This is a genomic window from Moraxella sp. K23 (assembly GCF_041154765.1).
Taxonomy (GTDB): Bacteria; Pseudomonadota; Gammaproteobacteria; order Pseudomonadales; family Moraxellaceae; genus Faucicola; species Faucicola tetraodonis.
The window spans coordinates 651,421-672,044 of the sequence record NZ_AP031595.1; the positions used below are offsets into that span (position 1 = coordinate 651,421).

The following is a 20,624-nucleotide window of genomic DNA, read 5'->3' on the forward strand; positions in this document are numbered from 1 at the left end:
AAATTTAAGAGGTAACAAAGGTAACCATGATTCGTGAGCCAGCAAAAAATATTATCTATACGGGCGTAGCAGGGACAGGCAAGACCCACCGACTGCAACAAATCGCCAAACGCTATACCGAGCTATTGCCAGTCGCCAATGCCGATGATTTGCTACAAGCTTTGCTTAAGCCACTAAGCTGGCGAGATGTAATTTGTTTGATATTCCTAAATAATTATCAACAAGGTAGAAAACTGCTTAAAGTGCCAGAAATAATCGATCATCAATTTTTTAGGATGAAGGCGCAATTAAATGACCGTAAAGAAAATTTGAATCAAACGGCTTGGGGCACATTGATGATGTACAGTGATAAGAACTCAGTCCGTGTCAAATATCATCGAAGGGCTAGCCAATCGTATTTTGATAAAGACGATAGCAGTAATTGGTTTTTATTAGCAGACAGTTTGCCGTTATTAGCAGATTTGCAAAACAAACTCGATGATTACCAAGCGGCGATGCACAGCCAGTTTCAGCCCAACTATTTGCAGCCAAAGCTAGAACGATTTAGTTTTGTCAGTTTTCATCAAGCGTATGGGTATGAAGAATTTGTCGAAGGGATTCGTCCCCACATCGCGGACAATGGACAGATGAGCTATCGCATTGAGTCAGGGGCATTTCTTAGACTGTGTCAACAAGCCAAACATGACCCTAGTCACCGTTATGCCATGTTGATTGATGAAATCAACCGCGCCAATGTCGCCCGCGTGTTTGGGGAATTGATGAGTTTGATTGAACCGAGTAAACGCGCAGGACAGACAGATAGCCTGTCGGTAAATTTGGCGTATTCGCGTCAGCCGTTTAGTGTGCCTAGCAATGTCGATATCTACGCCACCATGAACAGCCAAGATCATTCATTGGCGCCGCTCGATATGGCATTTCGCCGCCGTTTTGAATTTATTGAATGTCGACCACAGCCACAGTTATTGGGTAAAGTCATGGCAAATGGGATTGAGATTGATTTAGCCAAATTGTTGACCGTATTGAATGAAAGAATCTCGCAGAATTTGGCAAAAGACAGCCAGTTAGGGCATAGTTTTTTGTGGGGTATTGATTCGCTGCAAGCGTTAAGCGCTGCGTTTAGCCAATCCATCATCCCACAAGTGGCACAAGCCTGCCAGCACCATGGACAAATCTTGCAAGCAATCTTTGGGCAACGCTTTATTAGGCTGGTTGATAACAGAAAAGCAACTGGATTTATGGCGCAGAAAGCGGGTTTTGACATCCATACCCAGGCGCTTGATGAGCCAAATAGCTATCTTGCAATCTATCAAAGCACCCAATGAAAGCCATCATCACGTTTGAACATAGTTACCTGACAGCGGCAGATTTTGACGATGGGCAAGATTTTGACTGGCTTATCGAGCAAAATTTTGACGTGTTTCGCATTGAGCGTAAACAGCAGCGGTGGCAACTCAAAGTGCGCCACTATATCGGTGTGATTGGGTTGCCCAGTGGCGGGCAGGTTGAGATTTTGCCAAAACTTGCACAAGCCCAAATCACCCATGCCCATGAAGTTACCCAAACCCGTCAATGGGTGCAACAGATGCTGACAGCAGTGTGGCAAGCCTTATTGCCCAAGTCGTTACCTAATCTAACCAATCAACGACTCATTAATCCTCTAGCCCCCAATCCTCCACCAATCAATCATTCACTATCGCTTAGCGAGTGGCTGCAAGCGTATTTTTGGCAGGGATTTGCGCAGTATGTGCCCAATCAGCAATATCAGCAATTTGAGCAAAATCAGCCCTATCTGCAGGGTAAATTACTCATCAAAGAGCAATTGCAGCATAACTGCCACCAGCCACATAAGTTTTATCATCAGAGTGAAAATTTTGTGATGGATACCGCTGGCAATCGCTTGGTGAAAACCACCATCGAGCGGGTGATAGGCAGCATGGCTAGCAGCCCATTGTCGAGCCCATTACCGCCGCAGTGGCAGGCAGTGGGTAGCGTTGCCAAAGACTTATACGACACCTTATTTTCTCAAGCGCTGCAAGAATTGACCGCGTTGCCCAGTCTGCTTGCCCAGCGTAATTATACTTTTATCAGCTTTTGTTATGCGCTGCTGACGCTACAACAAGCGAGTAGCCAAGGGCAGTTTTTGACCCCAACTTGGCTGGTGAATATGCCATTTGCCTTTGAAAAATGGGTGGGCAGGAAAATCCAACAACAATTTGCCGCGCAGAATTTTGAGCTAGTTGAGCAAAAAAGACAGCCATTGACCGTGCAGCAAGGGTTAACCATCAAACCGGATATTTGGCTAAAGTCTGCCGATAAACTCATTATCGCCGATGTAAAATGGAAAAAAACTGCTAGTTCCAACGACATAAGCTTGGCAGACATGTACCAACTACTTACCTACGCCAGTGAGTTTGATGCCGACGAAGCTTGGCTGGTTGTCCCAACACTAAGCGCGCAATTGATGGCACAGCAGATTGAATTTTGCCAACCCAAAAAAACCCGATTTTATCTGATACCTTTTGCGGTGACGCAAGGGTGTTTAAACCTTTTTCTTTAGAATTATTCAAAGAAAAAGATAATTTGTTTTATTTTATCAATGAGAAAGGTGAGAATTAACAACTTTTCTTGCTACCAAAACTTGGTAAAATAACCACATATAACTTTGAAAATGACCAAAAAACAGGAAGAATTATGAGCAAACATTATGATTATATCGCGATTGGTGGTGGGTCAGGGGGGATTGCATCCATCAACCGTGCTGCCAGCTATGGTAAAAAATGTGCCTTGATTGAAGCCAAACAGCTAGGCGGTACTTGCGTCAATGTTGGCTGTGTGCCCAAAAAAGTGATGTGGTATGGCGCCAATATTGCAGCGGCGATCCATCATTATGCGCCTGACTATGGCTTTGAATTGGAGGTTAAACAATTTGACTTTGCCAAATTGGTACAAAGTCGCCAAGCTTACATCAGCCGTATTCATCAGTCGTACAACAATGGTCTCAAAAATAACCAAGTCGATGTGATTCATGGTTTTGCCAAATTTGCCGATAAACATACCGTTGAGGTGTATAAAAATGACGGCACAATAGAGACCATTACCGCTGACCATATTTTACTAGCGATGGGGGGGCGACCTGTTCGCCCAGCGATTGAAGGGGTAGAGTTGGGTATTGACTCGGATGGTTTTTTTGACTTGACCGAATTACCACAGCGGGTAGCGATTGTGGGGTCAGGTTATATCGGTGTCGAGATTGCAGGCGTGATGAATGCATTGGGCTCAAAGACCCATCTGATTGTGCGTAGCAAGCGGGTGCTTAAAAACTTCGATGCCGACATTGTCACCACGCTCACCCATATCATGCACGATGATGGCATTGAATTTCATTATGGACTGTTGCCACAACAAATACGCAAAAACCAGGATGGCTCATTGAGCATTGAATTGTCAAACAATGAGACCTTGACGGTGGATTGTTTGATTTGGGCAACGGGTCGCGAACCTGCAACCGATACCATCAATCTTGATAAAGCAGGCGTTGAAGTCAATGAGCAAGGCTTTGTTAAAGTCGATGCCTATCAAAATACCAATGTCGAAGGGATTTATGCGGTGGGCGACATCATCGAACATGGTATTCAATTGACCCCAGTGGCTGTGGCAGCAGGTCGCAGACTATCTGAGCGCTTGTTTAACAACAAACCCAATGAGCATTTGGACTATAATCTAGTGCCGAGCGTGATTTTTAGCCACCCACCGATTGGTACTATAGGGCTGAGTGAAGAAGAGGCGGTCAAAGGCTATGGCATCAATGCGGTTAAAGTCTATAAATCCAGTTTTACCCCGATGTATAGTGCAGTGACCAAGCACCGTGAGCCGTGCCACATGAAGCTGATTTGTGTGGGTGAGGAGGAAAAAGTGGTGGGCTTGCATGGCGTAGGTTTTGGCGTCGATGAGATGATTCAAGGTTTTGCTGTTGCTATCAAAATGGGCGCAACCAAACGTGACTTTGATGACACGGTGGCGATTCATCCGACTGGCTCAGAAGAGTTTGTCACCATGCGCTAAGCGAATTTTTAGGATAAAAAAGCGGACTTAATCATAAGCCCGCTTTTTTTATAGTTTTTTAATGACCGCTTATTGAAAAATCACATATCCACTTTGAGCCTATCCCAATACTGCTGATATAGCGCCATTATCTCATCGCCTACGTCTTCACGGAACATGGCATGTTTTAGCAAATCAGCTGGCGGATACACAATCGGATTATTGGCAAGCTCAGGCGGCATTTCTTTTTTCGCCGCCTCATTGGGCGAGCCGTAGCCGATTTCTTCGCTAATCATGGCAGCGTATTTGGGTCGCAAGATAAAATCGATAAACTTATGGGCGTTGTCGTTGTTTTTGGCATTTTTGGGGATGACCATGTTATCCATCCACATAATAGCGCCTTCTTTTGGATACACAAAGTCCAGCTCTGGCATCCCTTGGTCTTGCGCCATGATGACTTCACCGTTCCAAGCCAAGCCCAAGTAAGTTTCCCCTTCCATAAACGGCATGCGTGGTGCATCTGAATTAAAGGTACGCACATTGGGCATCAGCTTGGTGAGTTTTTCATACGCTTGTTTGATGGCTTCAGGGTTTTTGGTGCTGCCGTTATAGCCAAGGGTCAATAGACTCATGGTGAACACGTCACGGATGTCATTCATTAGCATGACGCGCCCCTTGTACTCTGGCTTCCATAAGTCATTCCAGCTGCTCAAGCTTGCTTTAGCAATGCGTTTGGTATTGACGGCAATGCCTGATGAGCCCCACAGATAGGGGATACTAAACTTGTTTTCAGGGTCAAAAGGGGCATTGATAAAGGTTTTGCCCAGGTTGCCAAAATTGGTTAATTTGGTATGGTCGAGCAGCTCAAGCATCCCTTCTTTACGCATTTTGTCGACAAAATCCGTACCCGGAAATGCCACATCATACTCACCACTGCCATTCATCAGTTTGAGCTTGGCATACATGGCTTCGTTAGAATCAAAGGTGCTATAAATAACGTCGATACCTGTCTCTGCGGTAAAATCTTTAAGCACTTGGTCAGAGATATATTCCGTCCAGTTATAGACATTGACGACCTTGCTACCTTGATTGGCAGTAGGCGCGGCAGCGCTAGTGGCGGTTTCGCTCGCTTTTTGACAACCCGTTAAATTACTTGCCAGCCCCCCCGTTAAAACGGCACCGCCAACACCTAAACCATATAAACCATATCCTAAAAAACGTCTTCTATTGAGCATCCGAGATATCATATAAGTCTCCTTAACGTTTTTAGGTCGATGGTAGATTTATCGACTTTTTGGCAAGTAATAACTGCGAGATAATCAGACCCAGCAGCGAGATTACGAGCAAGATTGTGCCAACGGCGTTGACTTCAGGTTTTACCCCAACACGCACCATCGAGTAAATCTGTAAGGGTAAAATCTCAAACTCAGGTCCTGTATTGAACGTCGATACCACCACATCATCAAGTGATAGGGTAAAGGCAAGCACCCAGCCCGCCAAAATCGCAGGCAAAATAATCGGTACAAGCACGGTACGAATCATGGTAAATTCATTGGCACCCAAATCACGCGCCGCTTCCAATACGCGGGTGTCGAGGCTAGATAGACGTGCAGTCACCGTAATCACCACAAAGGGCAGACAAAAGGTAATGTGCGCAATTAGCAACGTCACAAAACCCAGCTGTATCCCCACAATCAAAAATAACGCCAATAGCGAAATCGCCAAGACAATCTCAGGCGACATCATCAGCACAAATAGCAAGCTTTGTAGTATCGATTTACCTTTAAAGTCATAACGCTGTAACGCTAACGCCGTCAAACCGCCAATCGCAGTAGAAATCGTCGCAGCCACTACCGCCAATATGACCGAATTGATGGCAGCTTGTACCATCGCGTCATTACTAAATAACTCGCTGTACCAATGGGTACTAAAACCGCCCCATTGATAGCCGACTTTTGAGGCATTAAACGAGAAGATTACCATCACCGCAATCGGCGAGAACATCAGCAGATATACGATGGTCAAATACAGGCGAGACAGCCATTTCATAGTATTAGACATAGCGTCCCCCTTATGCCACTTCGTTGTAGTCAGTTTTGCCAATGCGTTTGCTACTGGCTCGATACGCGATAATCAGCAATGCCATGGCAAGCGTCAATAGTACGGACGCCGCGGCACCAAATGGCCAGTCACGGGCATCCAAAAACTGCGATTTGATGATATTACCCACCAACAAGTTGCGCGAACCGCCCAAGATATCCGCCACATAAAACATGCCCATGGCAGGCAACAGTACCAGCAATACCCCTGAAATAATCCCTGGCGTAGTGAGCGGCAAAATCACGTGCCAAAAGGTTTGTAGCTTGTTAGCGCCCAAATCTTTGGATGCCAAAATATAATCGTCACGCAAATCCACAAATACCGCATACAGGGGCAGTACCATAAACGGAAACAGCAAATACACCAAGCCGCCAATCACTGCTTTTTGGGTATATAAAATTTGCAGTGGCTCGTTGATAAGCCCAAGGTTAATCAGCATGGTGCTGAGTAGACCATTGGCCGCCATAATGAGTTTCACCGCATACAGCCGCACCAATGAGTTGGTCCAAAACGGAATCACTAGCATTAACATCAATAATGACTGCCATTTTTTATCGGCTTTACTGACCAGGTAGGCAAATGGATAACCGAGCAGCAAACAGATAATCGTTGTCATCCCTGCCATCGACAGCGAATGCAAAAATACTTTTAAATAAAGCGGATCAATCAATCGAATATAGTTGCCCATGGTGACCGGCAGTGTTAAAAACTTATCTTCATCACGTGTCAAAAAACTGGCGGCAATCACCAAGATATTGGGAATCAGGGCAAAAATAATCAACCATGCCCAAATCACAAACAGGGTCGCACGCTGAAAGCCGCGCCCGCCTTGTTTTGTCATAACAGGGGCAGGCGCGCTAGCAGCCGAAACGCTAGAGGTCGAAGGTGAAGTAGTATTATTCATCTGGCAAAATCCACTCCCAACCATCGACCCAGTCAATACGCACTTCTTGACCCAGCTTATAGTTAAAATTTGGATCGTCTTCGTTAAAATACTCGGACGTTTTGACGATATTACCGTTTTTTAATCGAATCACAGAATCTAGGGTACTGCCTTTATAAGCACTGTCTATCACGTTGCCGATTAAGCCTTCATGACCTTCATGGGTGTAGTACACGCGGATATCTTCAGGGCGCAGCAGTAAGTTGACATTTTGACCGACTTGCACGTCAAATTTTGGACGGGGCAATTCGCGAATCGGATGAAAGCTGTCATTTTGCTCGACCACTTCCACTTTGATGCTGGCTGGGTTGACCTCTAGTACTTTACCTTTAAACAAATTGGTCTCGCCAATAAAGCTTGCGGTAAATAAATTGGCAGGCGATTCATAGATACCAATGGGCGTATCAATTTGCTGGAATACGCCGTTTTTCATGACGGCAATCCGGTCAGACATCGACAAGGCTTCTTGTTGGTCGTGGGTCACGAACACAAAGGTAATACCCAGTTCACGCTGCAAGCGTTTGAGTTCTGATTGCATTTGCTCACGTAGTTTGGCATCGAGCGCTGATAGAGGTTCATCAAGTAGCAGCATTTTTGGGCGATTGACCACAGCACGGGCGATAGCGATACGCTGCTGCTGACCTCCCGACAAATCTTGCGGACGACGATTGATGGTATGGTCAAGTTGTACCATTGCCAGCGCTTCACGCACGCGCTGGTCGATTTCGGTTTTGGGCACGCCTTTAAGTTTTAGTCCATAGGCGATATTGTCGTACACGTTCATGTGCGGAAACAGGGCATACTGCTGAAACACCGTATTAATCGGACGTTTTTCCGCAGGTAAGCCTGCAATATCAACCCCTTCTAACTGCAAACTACCGGCATTGGGCAGCTCAAACCCGCCAATCAAGCGTAGTAGGGTAGTTTTGCCACAGCCAGAAGGACCCAGCAGCGTCAAAAACTCCCCGTCATAAATATCTAGATTGATATTTTGCAAAATTTGGGTGTCGCCATAAGATTTGGATAAATGACGGATTTGTAGTAGTACAGGTTTTTGGTTGGTCGGCTGGGCGCTATCAGGCATAGCTGATGGTGCGTTTAGGGTGGTTTGTGGCGTTGATGCGGACGTTGATGCAGACATAGGCACAATCTCACGGCAAGGCTAAAATAGCGGGCTAAAATGGCATATTTATGATAGGGTCAAAGCGCAATCAGCATGACAACATAAATACAGAGTTTTTCGATAGTTTCACCTGTGAAAATACAGTTAAAAGTTGCGTTCAGTATAACGGCTAAAATTAAAAAATGTTACTGAAAATTCACCTGCTATTCATAAAATTTTAGTGGCTAATTTTAGTCGATAATAAGGGGTTGATTTGGCACAAATAAGCAACGTAACTTTTTACCAAAGTCATTAAAATAGCAAGCTTGAACGACTTTTATGTGATGATAATTTAGCCAGTGACCGATTGAACATTTAAGAGACAATATATGCCTAGCAGAAAAAAGCCTCAAGACCCAACGACTCAAACAGCCACTCAAACAACAAATGCCCAAACAACAACCACTCAAACAGGCGCAAACAATACGGCTTCTCAAACCACGGCTAACAAAATACCCGCAAAAAAACCAGCCGCTAAAGAAACAGCCACCAAAAAAACAGCAACACACGCAACAGCCGCGCTGCCCATCGCTATTGCTTTACCAAAATCCTTACAGCATGCTCAGTGTGTGGATTTGACGCGCCATCGCTACCAAGGCAAACTACTAACCCAAGCAGATAGTATTGCACTTGGCAAACAGCAGCGTAAGGCGTACCCATTAAAAACCTTGGCTGCCATCAGCCAACGTCCGACTGCCATCGACGCGCTCAGTCTTTATCATTGGTCGAATCAAGGTCGGTTGGCAGCGTTATTACCCATACGAGCCAAGCGTATGAGTGTATCACCGTTTACTTTTTTTCGTGGCATGCCCGCTTTGATGCTATTTGACCAAGCATGGCAGGGGCAACATTCTGGGTTATTTCAGCAGATTTGCGGCGATTGTCATGTCAGTAATTTTGGTGGTTATGCCAGTCCTGAACGCAATTTATTATTTGGCATCAATGATTTTGATGAAACCATCGTTGCACCATTTGAATGGGATTTGCAGCGACTGGTCGCCAGTATTTTAATCGCCAGTCAAAGTTTTAAGTATGTAGAATCGGTGGGCTATAAGGCGATAGAAAAACTGCTGACCAGTTACCTTGATGGATTAGAAGCGCATTGTAGCTTGTCACCGCTACAAGTGTGGTATGAAAAAATCGACGCCCATAAAATATTGGCAAATACCGAAGACGTGACTGTTCGTAAACGCCGTCATGCCGATTTTGAAAAAGCCAAAAAAAATGATGCGGTAAAAATGCTGCCAAAATTGACTGAGCGTGATACTGTCACAGGGTTACGCGCGTTTAAAACGGATGGTGAGTTGCAACGGCCACCACGCCGAGGACAGCCATTTTTTGGCGGTAGTCACGCTTTTTTTGACGCTTATCGAGATACCCTAAAGTCAGATAGACAGGTGTTGTTTGACCGGTACGATTTTACCGATGTGGCGCTCAAAGTAGTTGGGGTGGGGAGTGTCGGTACCGTGTGTGCGGTGGCATTATTCCAAGATGCCGACCATGAGCCGCTGATATTGCAAATGAAGCAAGCCAAAGCGTCTATCTTGACACCCTTACTGGCAAAACAATTTAGCCATCAAGGTAAACGCGTGGTTGAGGGGCAACAATTGATGCAGGCATCGAGTGATATTTTCTTGGGCTATGCATCGCTCGATAACTTTGAGATGGATTTTTATGTCAGGCAGCTGCGGGACATGAAGTATTCCGCGTCCCTTGAGAGCATGACGGCTGCCCATTTTTACGAATATATCGAAAGCTGTGGTCATGCCTTGGCGCATGCGCATACCAAAGCGGGCAATGCCGATACGCTTATGGGTTATCTGGGCAATGGTAGTGAAATCATCTCTGTCATGCAAGGGTATGCCGAGCAAACTGCGGCTCGCAATGCCCAAGATTATGCGCAATTTATGAACCAAATAGCCGATGGGCATATTGCTGTGGCAGGCGATGAGGTATTATAGTAGCTATAGAACCATCTTAAAAAAATTTTGCGTTTTAAAAAGTTTAAAATGATAAAAAATATCGCGTTTTATATCATCATACAGTTCGTTATTGTATCTGAGTGAAAGGAGAAAACCAAATGCCAAACAGTCACTTACCGCGTCCAGAAACTGCCGAGCAAGCGCTCGAGATGCTCAAACAAGGCAACGCACGATTCGTAGAGAATTTGCAAAACCCCCAATCAACCTTGCTAGCGTCTAATGCGCTCACCCATGTGCATGAACCTTTTGCGATTATTTTGGGTTGTTCTGATGCGCGCGTCCCTGCTGAGATTGTCTTTGATCAAGGGTTGGGCGATTTATTCGTTATTCGTGTAGCAGGCAACGTAGTCGCGCCCTCTCAGATTGGCTCGGTTGAGTTTGCCGCTGAAAAATTCGGTACCAAGTTAGTCGTGGTGTTGGGTCATTCACATTGCGGCGCGGTGACGGCTTGTGTGGAGACACTGATCAATCCTGATCAGCAGTTTTCGCCCAATTTACGTTCGATTGTTGACCGGATTCGTCCCAGTGTTTACAACTTGCATGAAATTTATACTGCCAATGGACAAGACATTGACGCGCAAGAGTTGATTAATCGAGGTATTAAAGCCAACGTGCGTATGTCAGTCACCCAGCTCAAACACGGCTCTCGTATTCTTGAAGATGCGGTTAATAATAGTAGCTTAATTATTGTTGGGGCGGTGTATGATTTGGACACGGGTAAAGTGACATTTATTGAGTAGCGATTATTGAATAGCGAATAGTAAATAGTAAATAGCGAATTGAGCAACTTACCTAAGTGCAATGTTATGAGCCATTATGTTATTAGCAATGAGGGCTATATTTTTACCCAAAAGTTAAGTAAAATTAAACAGTATTGAATTTTTGGCAAACTGTCGCTATTAATGAAGTTTAGTTAACGTCTTTCTTTTAAGGTTTTTTCTTTTAGAGGCATATTACAATAAGGATTACTATGACAAACTTGTCCGCTACCAATGGGTTTATCTTTAATCACACCATGCTTAGGGTAAAAGACCCGCAAGTGTCTTTGGCTTTTTATCAAGATGTATTAGGCATGACGCTATTACAAACCAAACGCTATCCACAAGCGGAATTTGATTTGTATTTTTTGGCAAAGCTCACCGATGAACAGGTGGCAAATTTGCCGACCGATACTGCCGCTTTAGCCGCATTTACCTTTAGTCAGCCAGGGGTGCTAGAATTGACCCATAATTATGGCACTGAGTCTGATGCAGAGTTTCATTATCACAGTGGCAACAGCGAACCACAAGGATTCGGGCATATTTGTTTTGCCGTGCCAAATCTGCAAGAAGCGGTTGCTTGGTTTGAGCAACATCAAGTCACCTTTAAAAAACGCCCTGAAGAAGGCGCGATGAAAGATATCGCCTTCATCTTGGATCCAGATGGCTACTGGATAGAAATCGTACAACCAAACTTAATGGGTTAATCGCCCATTAAAAAAAGGGCAATTGTGATTGCCCTTTTTTATTGTATTTTATTAAGATTGTGTTTTGTTAAGCCTTGAGATTTAGCCAATCTCTGGGTTTTAGATAAAACTCCGTGAGTTCAAATTCAGGCGTTCCTGCGAGAGGCTCATAACGATATTCCCAGCCGGTGAGCGGCGGCAGACTGACCAAAATCGACTCAATGCGCCCGTTTGATTGCAAGCCAAACAAAGTACCGCGGTCATACACCAGATTGTATTCGACATAGCGACCGCGACGATACAACTGAAAATTACGTTGCGACTCGCTATAGCGCGTGTGCTTGCGTTTCTCAAAAATTGGGATAATACCTTCAAGATAGCCATTGCCTACCGCCTGCATAAAGGCAAAGCATTTATCAAAATCCCAACCCATGCTAAGCGTATTCAAATCATCATAAAACAAGCCGCCGATGCCACGTTGTTCGTTACGATGCTTTAAATAAAAATACTCATCGCACCAAGTCTTAAACTTGGGATAAACGTCTGCCCCAAACGGCGCGCACAAATCATGACACACTTGGTGCCAATGCACACAGTCTTCCATCACAGGATAAAACGGCGTCAAATCAAAGCCACCACCAAACCACCAAATCGGCTCGTAGCCTTCTTTTTCCGCGATAAACATCCGCACGTTGGCATGACTGGTTGGCACGTTGGGATTGGTCGGATGAATCACCAGCGAGACACCGAGTGCTTGTGCTTGGCGACCGGCAAGTTCAGGGTGGCGAGCGGTGGCGGTGGCTGGTAGATGGTTGATAACAATGTGGCTAAACATCACCCCGCCTTTTTCAATCACTTTGCCACCTTGGAGTACATTGGAGCGACCACCGCCCAAATTTTGATGGGTGCCTTGCTCAGTGGGTCTTTCCCAAACATCGGCGACAAATTTGGCATTACTGGCACCTTCAGCATATAGATTAAAGCCGCCAGTGGCTTCTTGGTGTTCTAGCGCTTGGCAAATACGGTCTTGTAAATCAAGTAAATAAGCGCGAACGGCTTGAACATTGGGTGAGGAGAGCAGCATAGACATAGCAATAGTTCTTTTAAAAATTTTTAGCGATTAAATTTTAGTGGTTAATTTTTAATGGTTGATTTTTAATAATCATTGTAACACACAATGGCGCGGGTAAAATTTAGCGTATTGACTGATGATACGCATAAATATTTACATAAAACCCTTAAAAAAATCGTCACAGCCGCTATCCAAACGGTCAGAAAACTCATAAAATGCCATGACGTCTTGATAAAATTAAGTTGAGATTTTATAAACTGATTAGCCGAGTGATACTGATTGATTTAGTGATATAGTTATTGGGATCATATAGTTATCGGACTATCAAGTTATCAGATGGATGATTACATTAACCGTTTTTGGAGAAAACTATGAATAAATTATTAATCGCATTAGTGACGGTCATCAGCCTTGTGGGCTGTGGTAAAAAAGAAGAAGCCAAAACTGAAACCACCACCACGACGACAACGACCACCACAACAGCGTCTGCACCCGATAATACAGCAACTGCAACGGCAAATACAGCGACTGCTACTGCGTCACCGGCAAAATAATAGTGGCGAAAACATGATTGATAAAACCGCTAATCCACTTAGCGGTTTTTTTATGCTTTTTTTATGCTATGGCAGATTTATCAGCTTAAGGGTTTAGTAAGTTTAGCCTGATTTCTGTGTTCCAATTCAGCATAGATCAAGTCAGCATAGATTTAATGAATAATCGCTAAAATTTTGCTAAAATAAGCGCCTTTTTTTGATACCTACACTCTAGCAACATGCGGTTAAAACAGCTCAAACTGGCAGGCTTTAAATCCTTTGCCAACCCTACAACGTTTCATTTCCCCAAAACCATCACCGCGATTGTCGGGCCCAATGGCTGCGGCAAATCCAATGTGATTGATGCCATCCGCTGGGTGCTGGGCGAATCCTCCGCCAAGCAGCTCCGCGGCGGCGCGATGAGTGATGTCATTTTTGCAGGCACGCAAGACAAGTCCGCCAAAAGTTTGGCAAGCGTAGAATTGGTGTTTGAACATACCCGCGGCGAAGATGGTAGCAGCGGCATCCACCACGCGCTAAATCTGTATCAAGAATTATCGGTACGTCGGCAAATCAATAAAGAAGGCAAATCCGATTACTTTATCAATGGCACCAAAGTACGCCGCCGCGATGTGGTCGATATTTTTTTGGGTACAGGCCTTGGTGCGCGCTCGTATGCGGTGATTGAGCAGGGTATGATAGGGCGCATCATTGATGCCAATGCGTTGCAGCTACGAGAGTTTATTGAAGAGGCGTCGGGCGTGTCGCGCTACCAAAGCCGGCGTGATGACACCCAAAAACAGCTCGATACCGCAAGCGATAATTTAGCGCGCCTGCATGATATGGTCAGCGAACTAACCAGCCAACAAAAACGCCTAGAAAAACAAGCCAAAACGGCACAACAAGCCCAGCAATGGCAACAAGCGCAGCAAGCGATCAGTGAGCAACTACTCATTGATGACTATGGGCGGGCATGGCAAAAACAGCAAACACTCGCGGCAGATTTTCAAGCGATGCGTGAGCGCGTGGATGCTCAGCAAGTATTCATTGAAGGATTAATCGAGCAGCAGCAACTTGCCCAGCGGGCTCTGACTGAGCAACAGTACACTTTACAAAACCAGCAAAATCTTGCTAAGGATTATTGGCAGCAGCAGCATGAAACGCAAAGTCTACTGAAGCAAGCTGAGCAAGCCCTTGCCAATGACCAACAACGCCTGAATGTCCTCAATGTTGAGCTGGGGCGTTTTGCTAAGTATCAACAAGAGTTGCAAGCACAAAAACAGCAAGCACAAATGCGTATTGAAGGCTTACCTGCAAAGCTTGAACAGCTTACCGCACAATTGCGCCAATTGCGTGATGAACAAGATGATTGCAAACAGCAGCGTGAGCAAATTGCAAAAAATTTAGTGGCATTAAATAAGCAAAAGCAAGACGTAGAAAAAAATCTTGCCGTCAGTGAAAATGCCCTCAAACACCATGCCAGCCAACAACAGCGCCAACAACAACGCCAAAGCGAACATGACAAAGCCATATTGGCATGGCAGACTGCTAAGGCCGCATTTGATCAGCAATTTGCAGCGTTTGAGAATAACGAACTAGACATGCAAATGACGAAACTCAGTGATGAGATTGAACGTCTTGAAGTCAATATCATCGCCCGTCAAGAGTCTATCGCTGACCAAGCCGATGAAGTTGACAGCTTAACCTGTCAGCATCGCCAAGCTGAGCAGCAGTACCAAGCGTGGCAAACCGAGCACGCGACACTACAAAATTTTCTAGCACAACAAGAAACTGCCCTTGCCCAAGTTATCCACCAGTCACCCAATCAAGAACATACTAGCAGTTTGCCAAAACTTATCAGTCAACTGCAATTGACCGAAACAGGTAAGGGGTATGCCAATGTTTTTGATACCCTAGTTACGGTATTTGCCAAATGGTCTATCGCGGCTGACCAAGATTTTGCCCAAATCATCCATGACCATGCGGTGTTTATTGATAATAAACCAACTTTACATCACACCTCGAAAAATCACACAGCGAACAGCCATCTAATAGAAGGTTGTCTGCCACTGTCTGCTTTGATTGCGGCGCCCAATCTGGCTATTTTTCAGCAGGTTTGGATCAGTGCTACGCCACTTGACTGGGCAGATGTGCAGGATAAAGGGCTGCTCGATAACTTACCAACGGGCGATTGGTTGCTGGTGCAGACATCAGCGCAACAGCTGATACTCTGTAATAATCAGCTGCTGATTAACCTAAGCCATTTGTTGCAAGCTGAGGGTCAGCAGGTTATCAGTTTTAGCCAGCAGTTGATGAATGAAGCCCGTATTGAAGAGCTCGATGAATACTTGGCGCAGCAACAACCGCAACTACAGCGTCTAGCCGATCGCTTGCAACAAGCGAAGGTTAGTCTGCAAGAATGGCAAGCGCAAGACCGAACCGCGCGTAATCAACTGCTAAGCCTAACCCAGCAACAACAGCAATGCCAGCAACGAAAACTACAACAGCAGTATCACTATCAATCCGCACTCGATAAACTTAATCAAGATAAAAAACGTCTAGACAGTGACAGCGAGCGTCTACAACAAGAGGGGCAAGATTTTGCTGACAAATTGCACCAAGAACAACAGCGGGTTTATGAGCTAAGCAACACGCTTTCGCATTTACAACCGCAATTACAGCAGCAAATCAGCGAGCGCCAGTCACTCGATGAACGCTTAAACCAGTTTGCCAGTCAGCAGCGCGAGCTAGAACAACAACAAAATCGCATCACCCAAACACTGGCAACCGGACAATTGCAAATCACCGCAAGTGAGCAGCAACTTGCCAAAGCTGAGCAAGACCAAGCAAGATTCACCAGTGAGCAGCAGCTGCTGAGTCATAAAATTAGCGAGCAGCAGGCACGCTTGCCACAGCTACAACAGCAACTCACGGTGGACTCGACGCAACTGCAAACCGCCAATGACAGCGTTACCCAATTGACAATGACCTTGAAAATCATGGAAACCGAGGTGCATCAAGCGCAATTGGCTGTGCAAGAGTCTCAGCAGCAGTTGAGCCAACTACAACAGCAATACCACACCACCGACACCGCATTGGCACTAGCAAAACAAAACGTCGCATTAATTGGTGAGCAATTGACTAGTCGCAAAATCGCCGTGCCAAAAACTGACAATATTGAGTTAATGGGTAGCAACAAACGCGAGCAACTACAGCGACAACTCGACCAGTTAGCATCACAGGTGGTTAATCTTGGGGCAGTCAATCATGCCGCGGTGGCTGAGCTCGGTGAAGTGAACAGCCGCTTGGCGCCCCTTGCTGAGCAAATCTCGGATTTGACCGCAAGCATTGAAAAATTACAACTTGCTATCCAGCAGATTGACAGTCAGACCAAACAGCTTTTTATGGATATGTTGACCCAAGTCAATATCGAGCTTAACAAGCTATTTACCCAAGTGTTTGGCGGCGGGCAAGCGCAGCTGGTGTTATCAGACTATACCAATGACAAAGATAACAGCGGCAAAGGCTGGCAGTCAGGGTTAGAGCTTATGGCACAGCCAAAAGGCAAAAAGAACAGCCGGCTAGCGCTGTTATCGGGCGGTGAGAAAACCTTGACGGCGCTAAGTTTAATCTTTGCTATTTTTAAACAGCAGCCTGCGCCATTTTGTGTGCTCGATGAAGTCGATGCGCCGCTCGATGATGCCAATGTCGCGCGCTTTACCCGCTTAATTGAGCAGCTTGCCAAAGACGTACAGTTTGTTTTTATCAGTCATAACAAACTTGCCATGCAAATTGCTGATGAGCTCAAAGGTGTGACCATGCCAACGGCGGGGGTGTCCAAGCTGGTCAGTGTGGATATGGCGGAGGTGGAAGCTTATTTGGCATAAGCGATTTTCACCTGTCAAATACGCAAAAAGTCAAGCCTTGTCACGGTTTTTTCTAGCTGATTTTATGAAGTCATGATAGTATAACGGCAAAAATACCGATGTAAAAATTTTTACACTACAAACAGGGTCGTTATCGTCTTTCTCAAAGGTCGTTGTTTATGTCTATCACTCAGCTTATTCTTATCATTCTTGCGGTTGTTGCTATCGTTTGGGGTATTTACACGCTACTAAAATCCATTCGTCAAAAAAACCAAGATGTATTAGCGACTGACGCGATTGAACATGACAAAGATGGTCTACCTATTATTCCACGCCATCAGCGCCCTGAGCCCGAAGAAAGCCAGTTGTTTAAAGCAGAAATTACACCCGACAATCCTAAAGGCGAAGTAAAGCTAAGCGCGGACGATACCGAGTTACACCTAGACAACTATCCAGCCAATGACGGTTTTGCCAATGTCACTAAATCTGCCAATGACAAATTATTGGCAGAAACCCATACATTTGTGGAAAACGAAAACGACGCTTTTAGCATGCTCGCCAATGCCACAGAGACTATCAGCCCTGTTGTGCATACTTTCGATGAAAATCAGCTAAAAAATGACAGCTTTACCGATAACAGCCCAATTTTGGACACCCATATCCAAGCGCAAATTGACGAAGAACAAAACAGCCCACTCAACAACGCGATTCAAAATATCAACATCAGTATTTTTCCTAATCAGCAGTTTGTCGACATTAAAGGCGATTATCTGTTAGAGCTGATTGACAAGTATGGCTTGAAGTTTGGTGCGATGAATATGTTCCATCGCTACGAAAACAAAGACGGGACAGGCTTATTGTGGTTTAGTCTGATGATGATTGATAATGAAGGTATTTCACCTTTCGATCTCAATCGACTACCGACGCAAACCATGAAAGGCTTGGTATTATTTTTATCGCTACCACATCCACGCCCTGTTCAAGGCTTTGATAGCATGATGAGTATCGCAGGATTGCTTGCCAATGACCTAAATGCCACAGTATATGACGACACAGGCGAGCCGATTAACAAAGAAAACACCCAAGCCATGCGCGAGCTTGCCATTAATTTTGGTCGATAGATTTTACTAAAATGAAACAAGGTACTCCTCACGAGTGCCTTTTTTTATTTGCCAAAATGTTTATTGTTTTGACTGACCTGATGACTGAAAAAATTGACCAAGTAAACCATCACTTTGTTGTAAAATATCTGTTATCTTTTTTAAAGCATCATGATTATGAACACAGACGCTATTACTGCGCAAATGCGCAAACTCATTGCACAGCTAAAACAACATAACCACGCTTACTATGTCCTAGATAATCCGCTGTTAGAAGATAGCGAATACGACCAACTTCGCCAAGAACTGGTGGCACTAGAAACCGCGTATCCTGAATTGGTACAAAGCGATAGCCCTACCAACCAAGTAGGTGACAAGCCGTTGCCGTTTTTTACCCAAGTCACCCACCAAATACCCATGCTGTCACTGGGTAATTTATTTACTTTTGATGATTTACAGAACTTTATGCGACGGGTCAATGACCGTTTGGCAGACAATCAGCAAAACCCTGAATATGAAGTCGAGCTCAAACTTGACGGGCTTGCGGTTTCACTGTTGTACCAAAACGGACAATTTACCCAAGCGGTCACGCGCGGCGATGGTCAAACAGGCGAAGATATTACCCAAAACGTGCGTACTATTCGAAATCTACCCCTACAGCTAGCGATTGATATACCACGGCTAGAAGTGCGCGGCGAAGTACTCATGCCCAAAGCAGGGTTTGCCAAGCTCAATCGTGATGCACAGGCGAAAGGGGAGAAAACCTTTGCCAATCCGCGTAACGCCGCTGCGGGAAGTTTGCGCCAACTTGACCCAAATATCGCCAAAAGTCGTCCACTGGCGTTTTATGCCTATTCCGTCAATCAAGGCTTACCCGCTGAGATTACCACCCAATCCGATGCGCTTTTTTGGCTAAAAGCGTTGGGCTTTAGCATTAGCGATATCAAAATCGTGCAAACAGCCGCGCAGCTGCAAGCGTATTATCAAGCGGTGATTGAAAAACGCAGTCACTTACCCTTTGAAATTGATGGCACGGTGATTAAGGTCAATAGTTTAGCCTTGCAAGAGCAACTGGGCTTTTTAAGCCGTGAGCCACGCTGGGCAACCGCCTATAAATTCCCTGCCGAAACTGTGATGACGCGTCTAAATGCGATTGAGTGGCAAGTTGGGCGCACAGGTCAGTTGACGCCTGTGGGCAAACTTGAACCTGTCAATGTCGGTGGCGTCACTGTGAGCAATGTGACCCTGCATAATATCGGTGAAATTCAGCGTTTAGACATTCGAGCAGGGGACATGGTCAGCGTACACCGTGCCGGTGATGTCATACCCAAAGTTACGCGCGTTTGGACGGACGAGCGCCCCGCCAATGCCCAAGTGGTGAGCCTGCCGACGCATTGCCCGGTGTGTGATTCACCCGTTATCATGCCAGAAGGTGAAGCGCTGGCACGATGTACCGGCGGGTTATTTTGCCCAGCCCAGCAACAAGAAGCGCTGATTCACTTTGTCAGTCGTAAAGCGATGGATATCGACGGGCTTGGTGAGCGCTGGTTGATTAACTTTTTTGAGCAAGGTATTGTTAAAAATGTCGCAGATATTTATGCGCTGAGCAAGCACCGCGATGCGCTCATCAACCTTGAAAAATTAGGGGAAAAATCTGTCGAAAATATGCTAGCCGCCATTGAAAAAAGTAAAGATACGACCTTACCGCGGTTTATTTTTGCCTTGGGTATTGGTGGCGTAGGCGAGAGCACGGCGATGAATTTAGCCATGCAATTTGGCGACTTGCAGCCGCTCATGGCAGCGAGTATTGAAGCCTTACAAAAAACCCCCGATGTCGGTGAAAAAACCGCAGACTCGATTTTTGAGTTTTTTCGTGCCGAGCACAATATCGAAGTCATTAATCGACTATTACAAGCGGGTATTCATTGGCAGCCTGTCAGCCAAGTGCCTGAAGGTAATCAGCCGCTTAAAGGTCAAAGTTGGGTCATTACAGGCACCCTTGAAAGCATGGGACGTGACGAAGCCAAAGCCAAACTGCAAGCATTAGGGGCAAAAGTCTCAGGCAGCGTTTCTGCCAAGACCACCGCACTGCTCGCAGGCGAAAAAGCGGGCAGTAAACTTGCCAATGCTGAAAAACTGGGGGTGAAAGTGGTGACTGAAGCGCAATTCACCGATTTATTGAACACGTATCATGCCTAATATATGTGCGGTATTGTAGAAAAAGTTAACGCAACCTTGAGTAAGCTATTTGTTGCCCAAATTATAGCAAGGTTACTTACAAAACACGTATAAATCAGTCTTTATTTATAACAATAGGGTGAAAAATTTACGCTAATATATCTTCCGTAAGTTGCTAAAAGCACCTGACATTTTAGCAAATG

Annotated in this window: 15 protein-coding genes; 10 read left to right on the forward strand and 5 right to left on the reverse strand. The window is 45.3% G+C overall.

Features of this window, described 5'->3' with window-relative positions; genetic code table 11:
- Positions 1-26 precede the first annotated feature (26 nt).
- The 3 genes from ACAM37_RS02900 (at position 27) to gorA (ending at position 4,062) form a co-directional block, all read left to right on the forward strand.
- Positions 27-1,322: an McrB family protein gene (locus ACAM37_RS02900; protein ID WP_369626515.1), complete on the forward strand. Its 1,296-nt coding sequence runs from the start codon at positions 27-29 to the stop codon at positions 1,320-1,322.
- A complete protein-coding gene (locus tag ACAM37_RS02905; RefSeq protein ID WP_369626516.1) occupies positions 1,319-2,557 on the forward strand; it encodes a 5-methylcytosine restriction system specificity protein McrC in 1,239 nt (412 codons plus the stop codon). Before ACAM37_RS02900 ends, ACAM37_RS02905 begins: the two co-directional genes overlap by 4 nt.
- A gap of 134 nt (positions 2,558-2,691) precedes the next feature.
- The gene (gorA, locus tag ACAM37_RS02910) at positions 2,692-4,062 is read left to right on the forward strand and encodes a glutathione-disulfide reductase (protein ID WP_369626517.1); all 1,371 of its coding nucleotides are present in this window, start codon (positions 2,692-2,694) and stop codon (positions 4,060-4,062) included.
- 80 nt (positions 4,063-4,142) lie between these two features.
- Here the strand turns inward: gorA and ACAM37_RS02915 are convergent, their stop codons facing one another.
- The 4 genes from ACAM37_RS02915 to potA are packed head-to-tail and all read right to left on the reverse strand — an operon-like array spanning position 4,143 to position 8,225.
- The gene (locus ACAM37_RS02915) at positions 4,143-5,288 is read right to left on the reverse strand and encodes an ABC transporter substrate-binding protein (RefSeq protein WP_369626518.1); all 1,146 of its coding nucleotides are present in this window, start codon (positions 5,286-5,288) and stop codon (positions 4,143-4,145) included.
- A 19-nt stretch (positions 5,289-5,307) separates the two neighbouring features.
- On the reverse strand, positions 5,308-6,102 hold the full coding sequence (potC, locus tag ACAM37_RS02920) for a spermidine/putrescine ABC transporter permease PotC (RefSeq protein ID WP_369626519.1): 795 nt from the start codon (positions 6,100-6,102) through the stop codon (positions 5,308-5,310).
- A 10-nt stretch (positions 6,103-6,112) separates the two neighbouring features.
- A complete protein-coding gene (gene potB / locus ACAM37_RS02925) occupies positions 6,113-6,982 on the reverse strand; it encodes a spermidine/putrescine ABC transporter permease PotB (RefSeq protein ID WP_312116469.1) in 870 nt (289 codons plus the stop codon).
- Between the two features lie 55 nt (positions 6,983-7,037).
- Entirely contained in the window at positions 7,038-8,225 is a 1,188-nt protein-coding gene (potA, locus tag ACAM37_RS02930) for a spermidine/putrescine ABC transporter ATP-binding protein PotA (RefSeq protein ID WP_472826323.1), read from the reverse strand.
- A 350-nt stretch (positions 8,226-8,575) separates the two neighbouring features.
- Here potA and ACAM37_RS02935 point away from each other — a divergent pair, with 350 nt between their 5' ends.
- From ACAM37_RS02935 to gloA, 3 genes are all read left to right on the forward strand, one after another.
- Positions 8,576-10,207 (forward strand): DUF2252 domain-containing protein, encoded by a 1,632-nt coding sequence (locus tag ACAM37_RS02935; RefSeq protein ID WP_369626520.1) that lies wholly within the window; start codon positions 8,576-8,578, stop codon positions 10,205-10,207.
- A 119-nt stretch (positions 10,208-10,326) separates the two neighbouring features.
- Positions 10,327-10,968 carry a carbonic anhydrase gene (locus ACAM37_RS02940; RefSeq protein ID WP_159676529.1) on the forward strand — a complete coding sequence of 214 codons (642 nt, stop codon included), beginning with the start codon at positions 10,327-10,329 and terminating at the stop codon, positions 10,966-10,968.
- 230 nt (positions 10,969-11,198) lie between these two features.
- Positions 11,199-11,693 (forward strand): lactoylglutathione lyase, encoded by a 495-nt coding sequence (gene gloA / locus ACAM37_RS02945; RefSeq protein WP_144917904.1) that lies wholly within the window; start codon positions 11,199-11,201, stop codon positions 11,691-11,693.
- Positions 11,694-11,760: 67 nt separating this feature from the next.
- On the opposite strand, the gene hemF is transcribed toward gloA, so the two are convergent.
- Positions 11,761-12,756 (reverse strand): oxygen-dependent coproporphyrinogen oxidase, encoded by a 996-nt coding sequence (gene hemF / locus ACAM37_RS02950; protein WP_369626821.1) that lies wholly within the window; start codon positions 12,754-12,756, stop codon positions 11,761-11,763.
- Positions 12,757-13,115: 359 nt separating this feature from the next.
- Here hemF and ACAM37_RS02955 point away from each other — a divergent pair, with 359 nt between their 5' ends.
- The 4 genes from ACAM37_RS02955 (at position 13,116) to ligA (ending at position 20,442) form a co-directional block, all read left to right on the forward strand.
- Entirely contained in the window at positions 13,116-13,298 is a 183-nt protein-coding gene (locus ACAM37_RS02955) for a hypothetical protein (RefSeq protein ID WP_007115891.1), read from the forward strand.
- A gap of 218 nt (positions 13,299-13,516) precedes the next feature.
- Entirely contained in the window at positions 13,517-17,164 is a 3,648-nt protein-coding gene (gene smc / locus ACAM37_RS02960; RefSeq protein ID WP_369626521.1) for a chromosome segregation protein SMC, read from the forward strand.
- A gap of 158 nt (positions 17,165-17,322) precedes the next feature.
- Positions 17,323-18,264 carry a cell division protein ZipA C-terminal FtsZ-binding domain-containing protein gene (locus ACAM37_RS02965; protein WP_369626522.1) on the forward strand — a complete coding sequence of 314 codons (942 nt, stop codon included), beginning with the start codon at positions 17,323-17,325 and terminating at the stop codon, positions 18,262-18,264.
- Between the two features lie 156 nt (positions 18,265-18,420).
- Positions 18,421-20,442, forward strand: a complete 2,022-nt coding sequence (gene ligA / locus ACAM37_RS02970; RefSeq protein WP_369626523.1) for an NAD-dependent DNA ligase LigA — start codon at positions 18,421-18,423, stop codon at positions 20,440-20,442.
- The last annotated feature ends 182 nt before the right edge of the window (positions 20,443-20,624 follow it).

Coding starts and splice junctions, on each gene's coding strand:
- ACAM37_RS02900 (WP_369626515.1), top strand. CDS start 27: ATGATTCGTGAGCCAGCAAAAAATATTATCTATACGGGCGTAGCAGGG.
- ACAM37_RS02905 (WP_369626516.1), top strand. CDS start 1,319: ATGAAAGCCATCATCACGTTTGAACATAGTTACCTGACAGCGGCAGAT.
- gorA (WP_369626517.1), top strand. CDS start 2,692: ATGAGCAAACATTATGATTATATCGCGATTGGTGGTGGGTCAGGGGGG.
- ACAM37_RS02915 (WP_369626518.1), bottom strand. CDS start 5,288: ATGATATCTCGGATGCTCAATAGAAGACGTTTTTTAGGATATGGTTTA.
- potC (WP_369626519.1), bottom strand. CDS start 6,102: ATGTCTAATACTATGAAATGGCTGTCTCGCCTGTATTTGACCATCGTA.
- potB (WP_312116469.1), bottom strand. CDS start 6,982: ATGACAAAACAAGGCGGGCGCGGCTTTCAGCGTGCGACCCTGTTTGTG.
- potA (WP_472826323.1), bottom strand. CDS start 8,225: ATGTCTGCATCAACGTCCGCATCAACGCCACAAACCACCCTAAACGCA.
- ACAM37_RS02935 (WP_369626520.1), top strand. CDS start 8,576: ATGCCTAGCAGAAAAAAGCCTCAAGACCCAACGACTCAAACAGCCACT.
- ACAM37_RS02940 (WP_159676529.1), top strand. CDS start 10,327: ATGCCAAACAGTCACTTACCGCGTCCAGAAACTGCCGAGCAAGCGCTC.
- gloA (WP_144917904.1), top strand. CDS start 11,199: ATGACAAACTTGTCCGCTACCAATGGGTTTATCTTTAATCACACCATG.
- hemF (WP_369626821.1), bottom strand. CDS start 12,756: ATGCTGCTCTCCTCACCCAATGTTCAAGCCGTTCGCGCTTATTTACTT.
- ACAM37_RS02955 (WP_007115891.1), top strand. CDS start 13,116: ATGAATAAATTATTAATCGCATTAGTGACGGTCATCAGCCTTGTGGGC.
- smc (WP_369626521.1), top strand. CDS start 13,517: ATGCGGTTAAAACAGCTCAAACTGGCAGGCTTTAAATCCTTTGCCAAC.
- ACAM37_RS02965 (WP_369626522.1), top strand. CDS start 17,323: ATGTCTATCACTCAGCTTATTCTTATCATTCTTGCGGTTGTTGCTATC.
- ligA (WP_369626523.1), top strand. CDS start 18,421: ATGAACACAGACGCTATTACTGCGCAAATGCGCAAACTCATTGCACAG.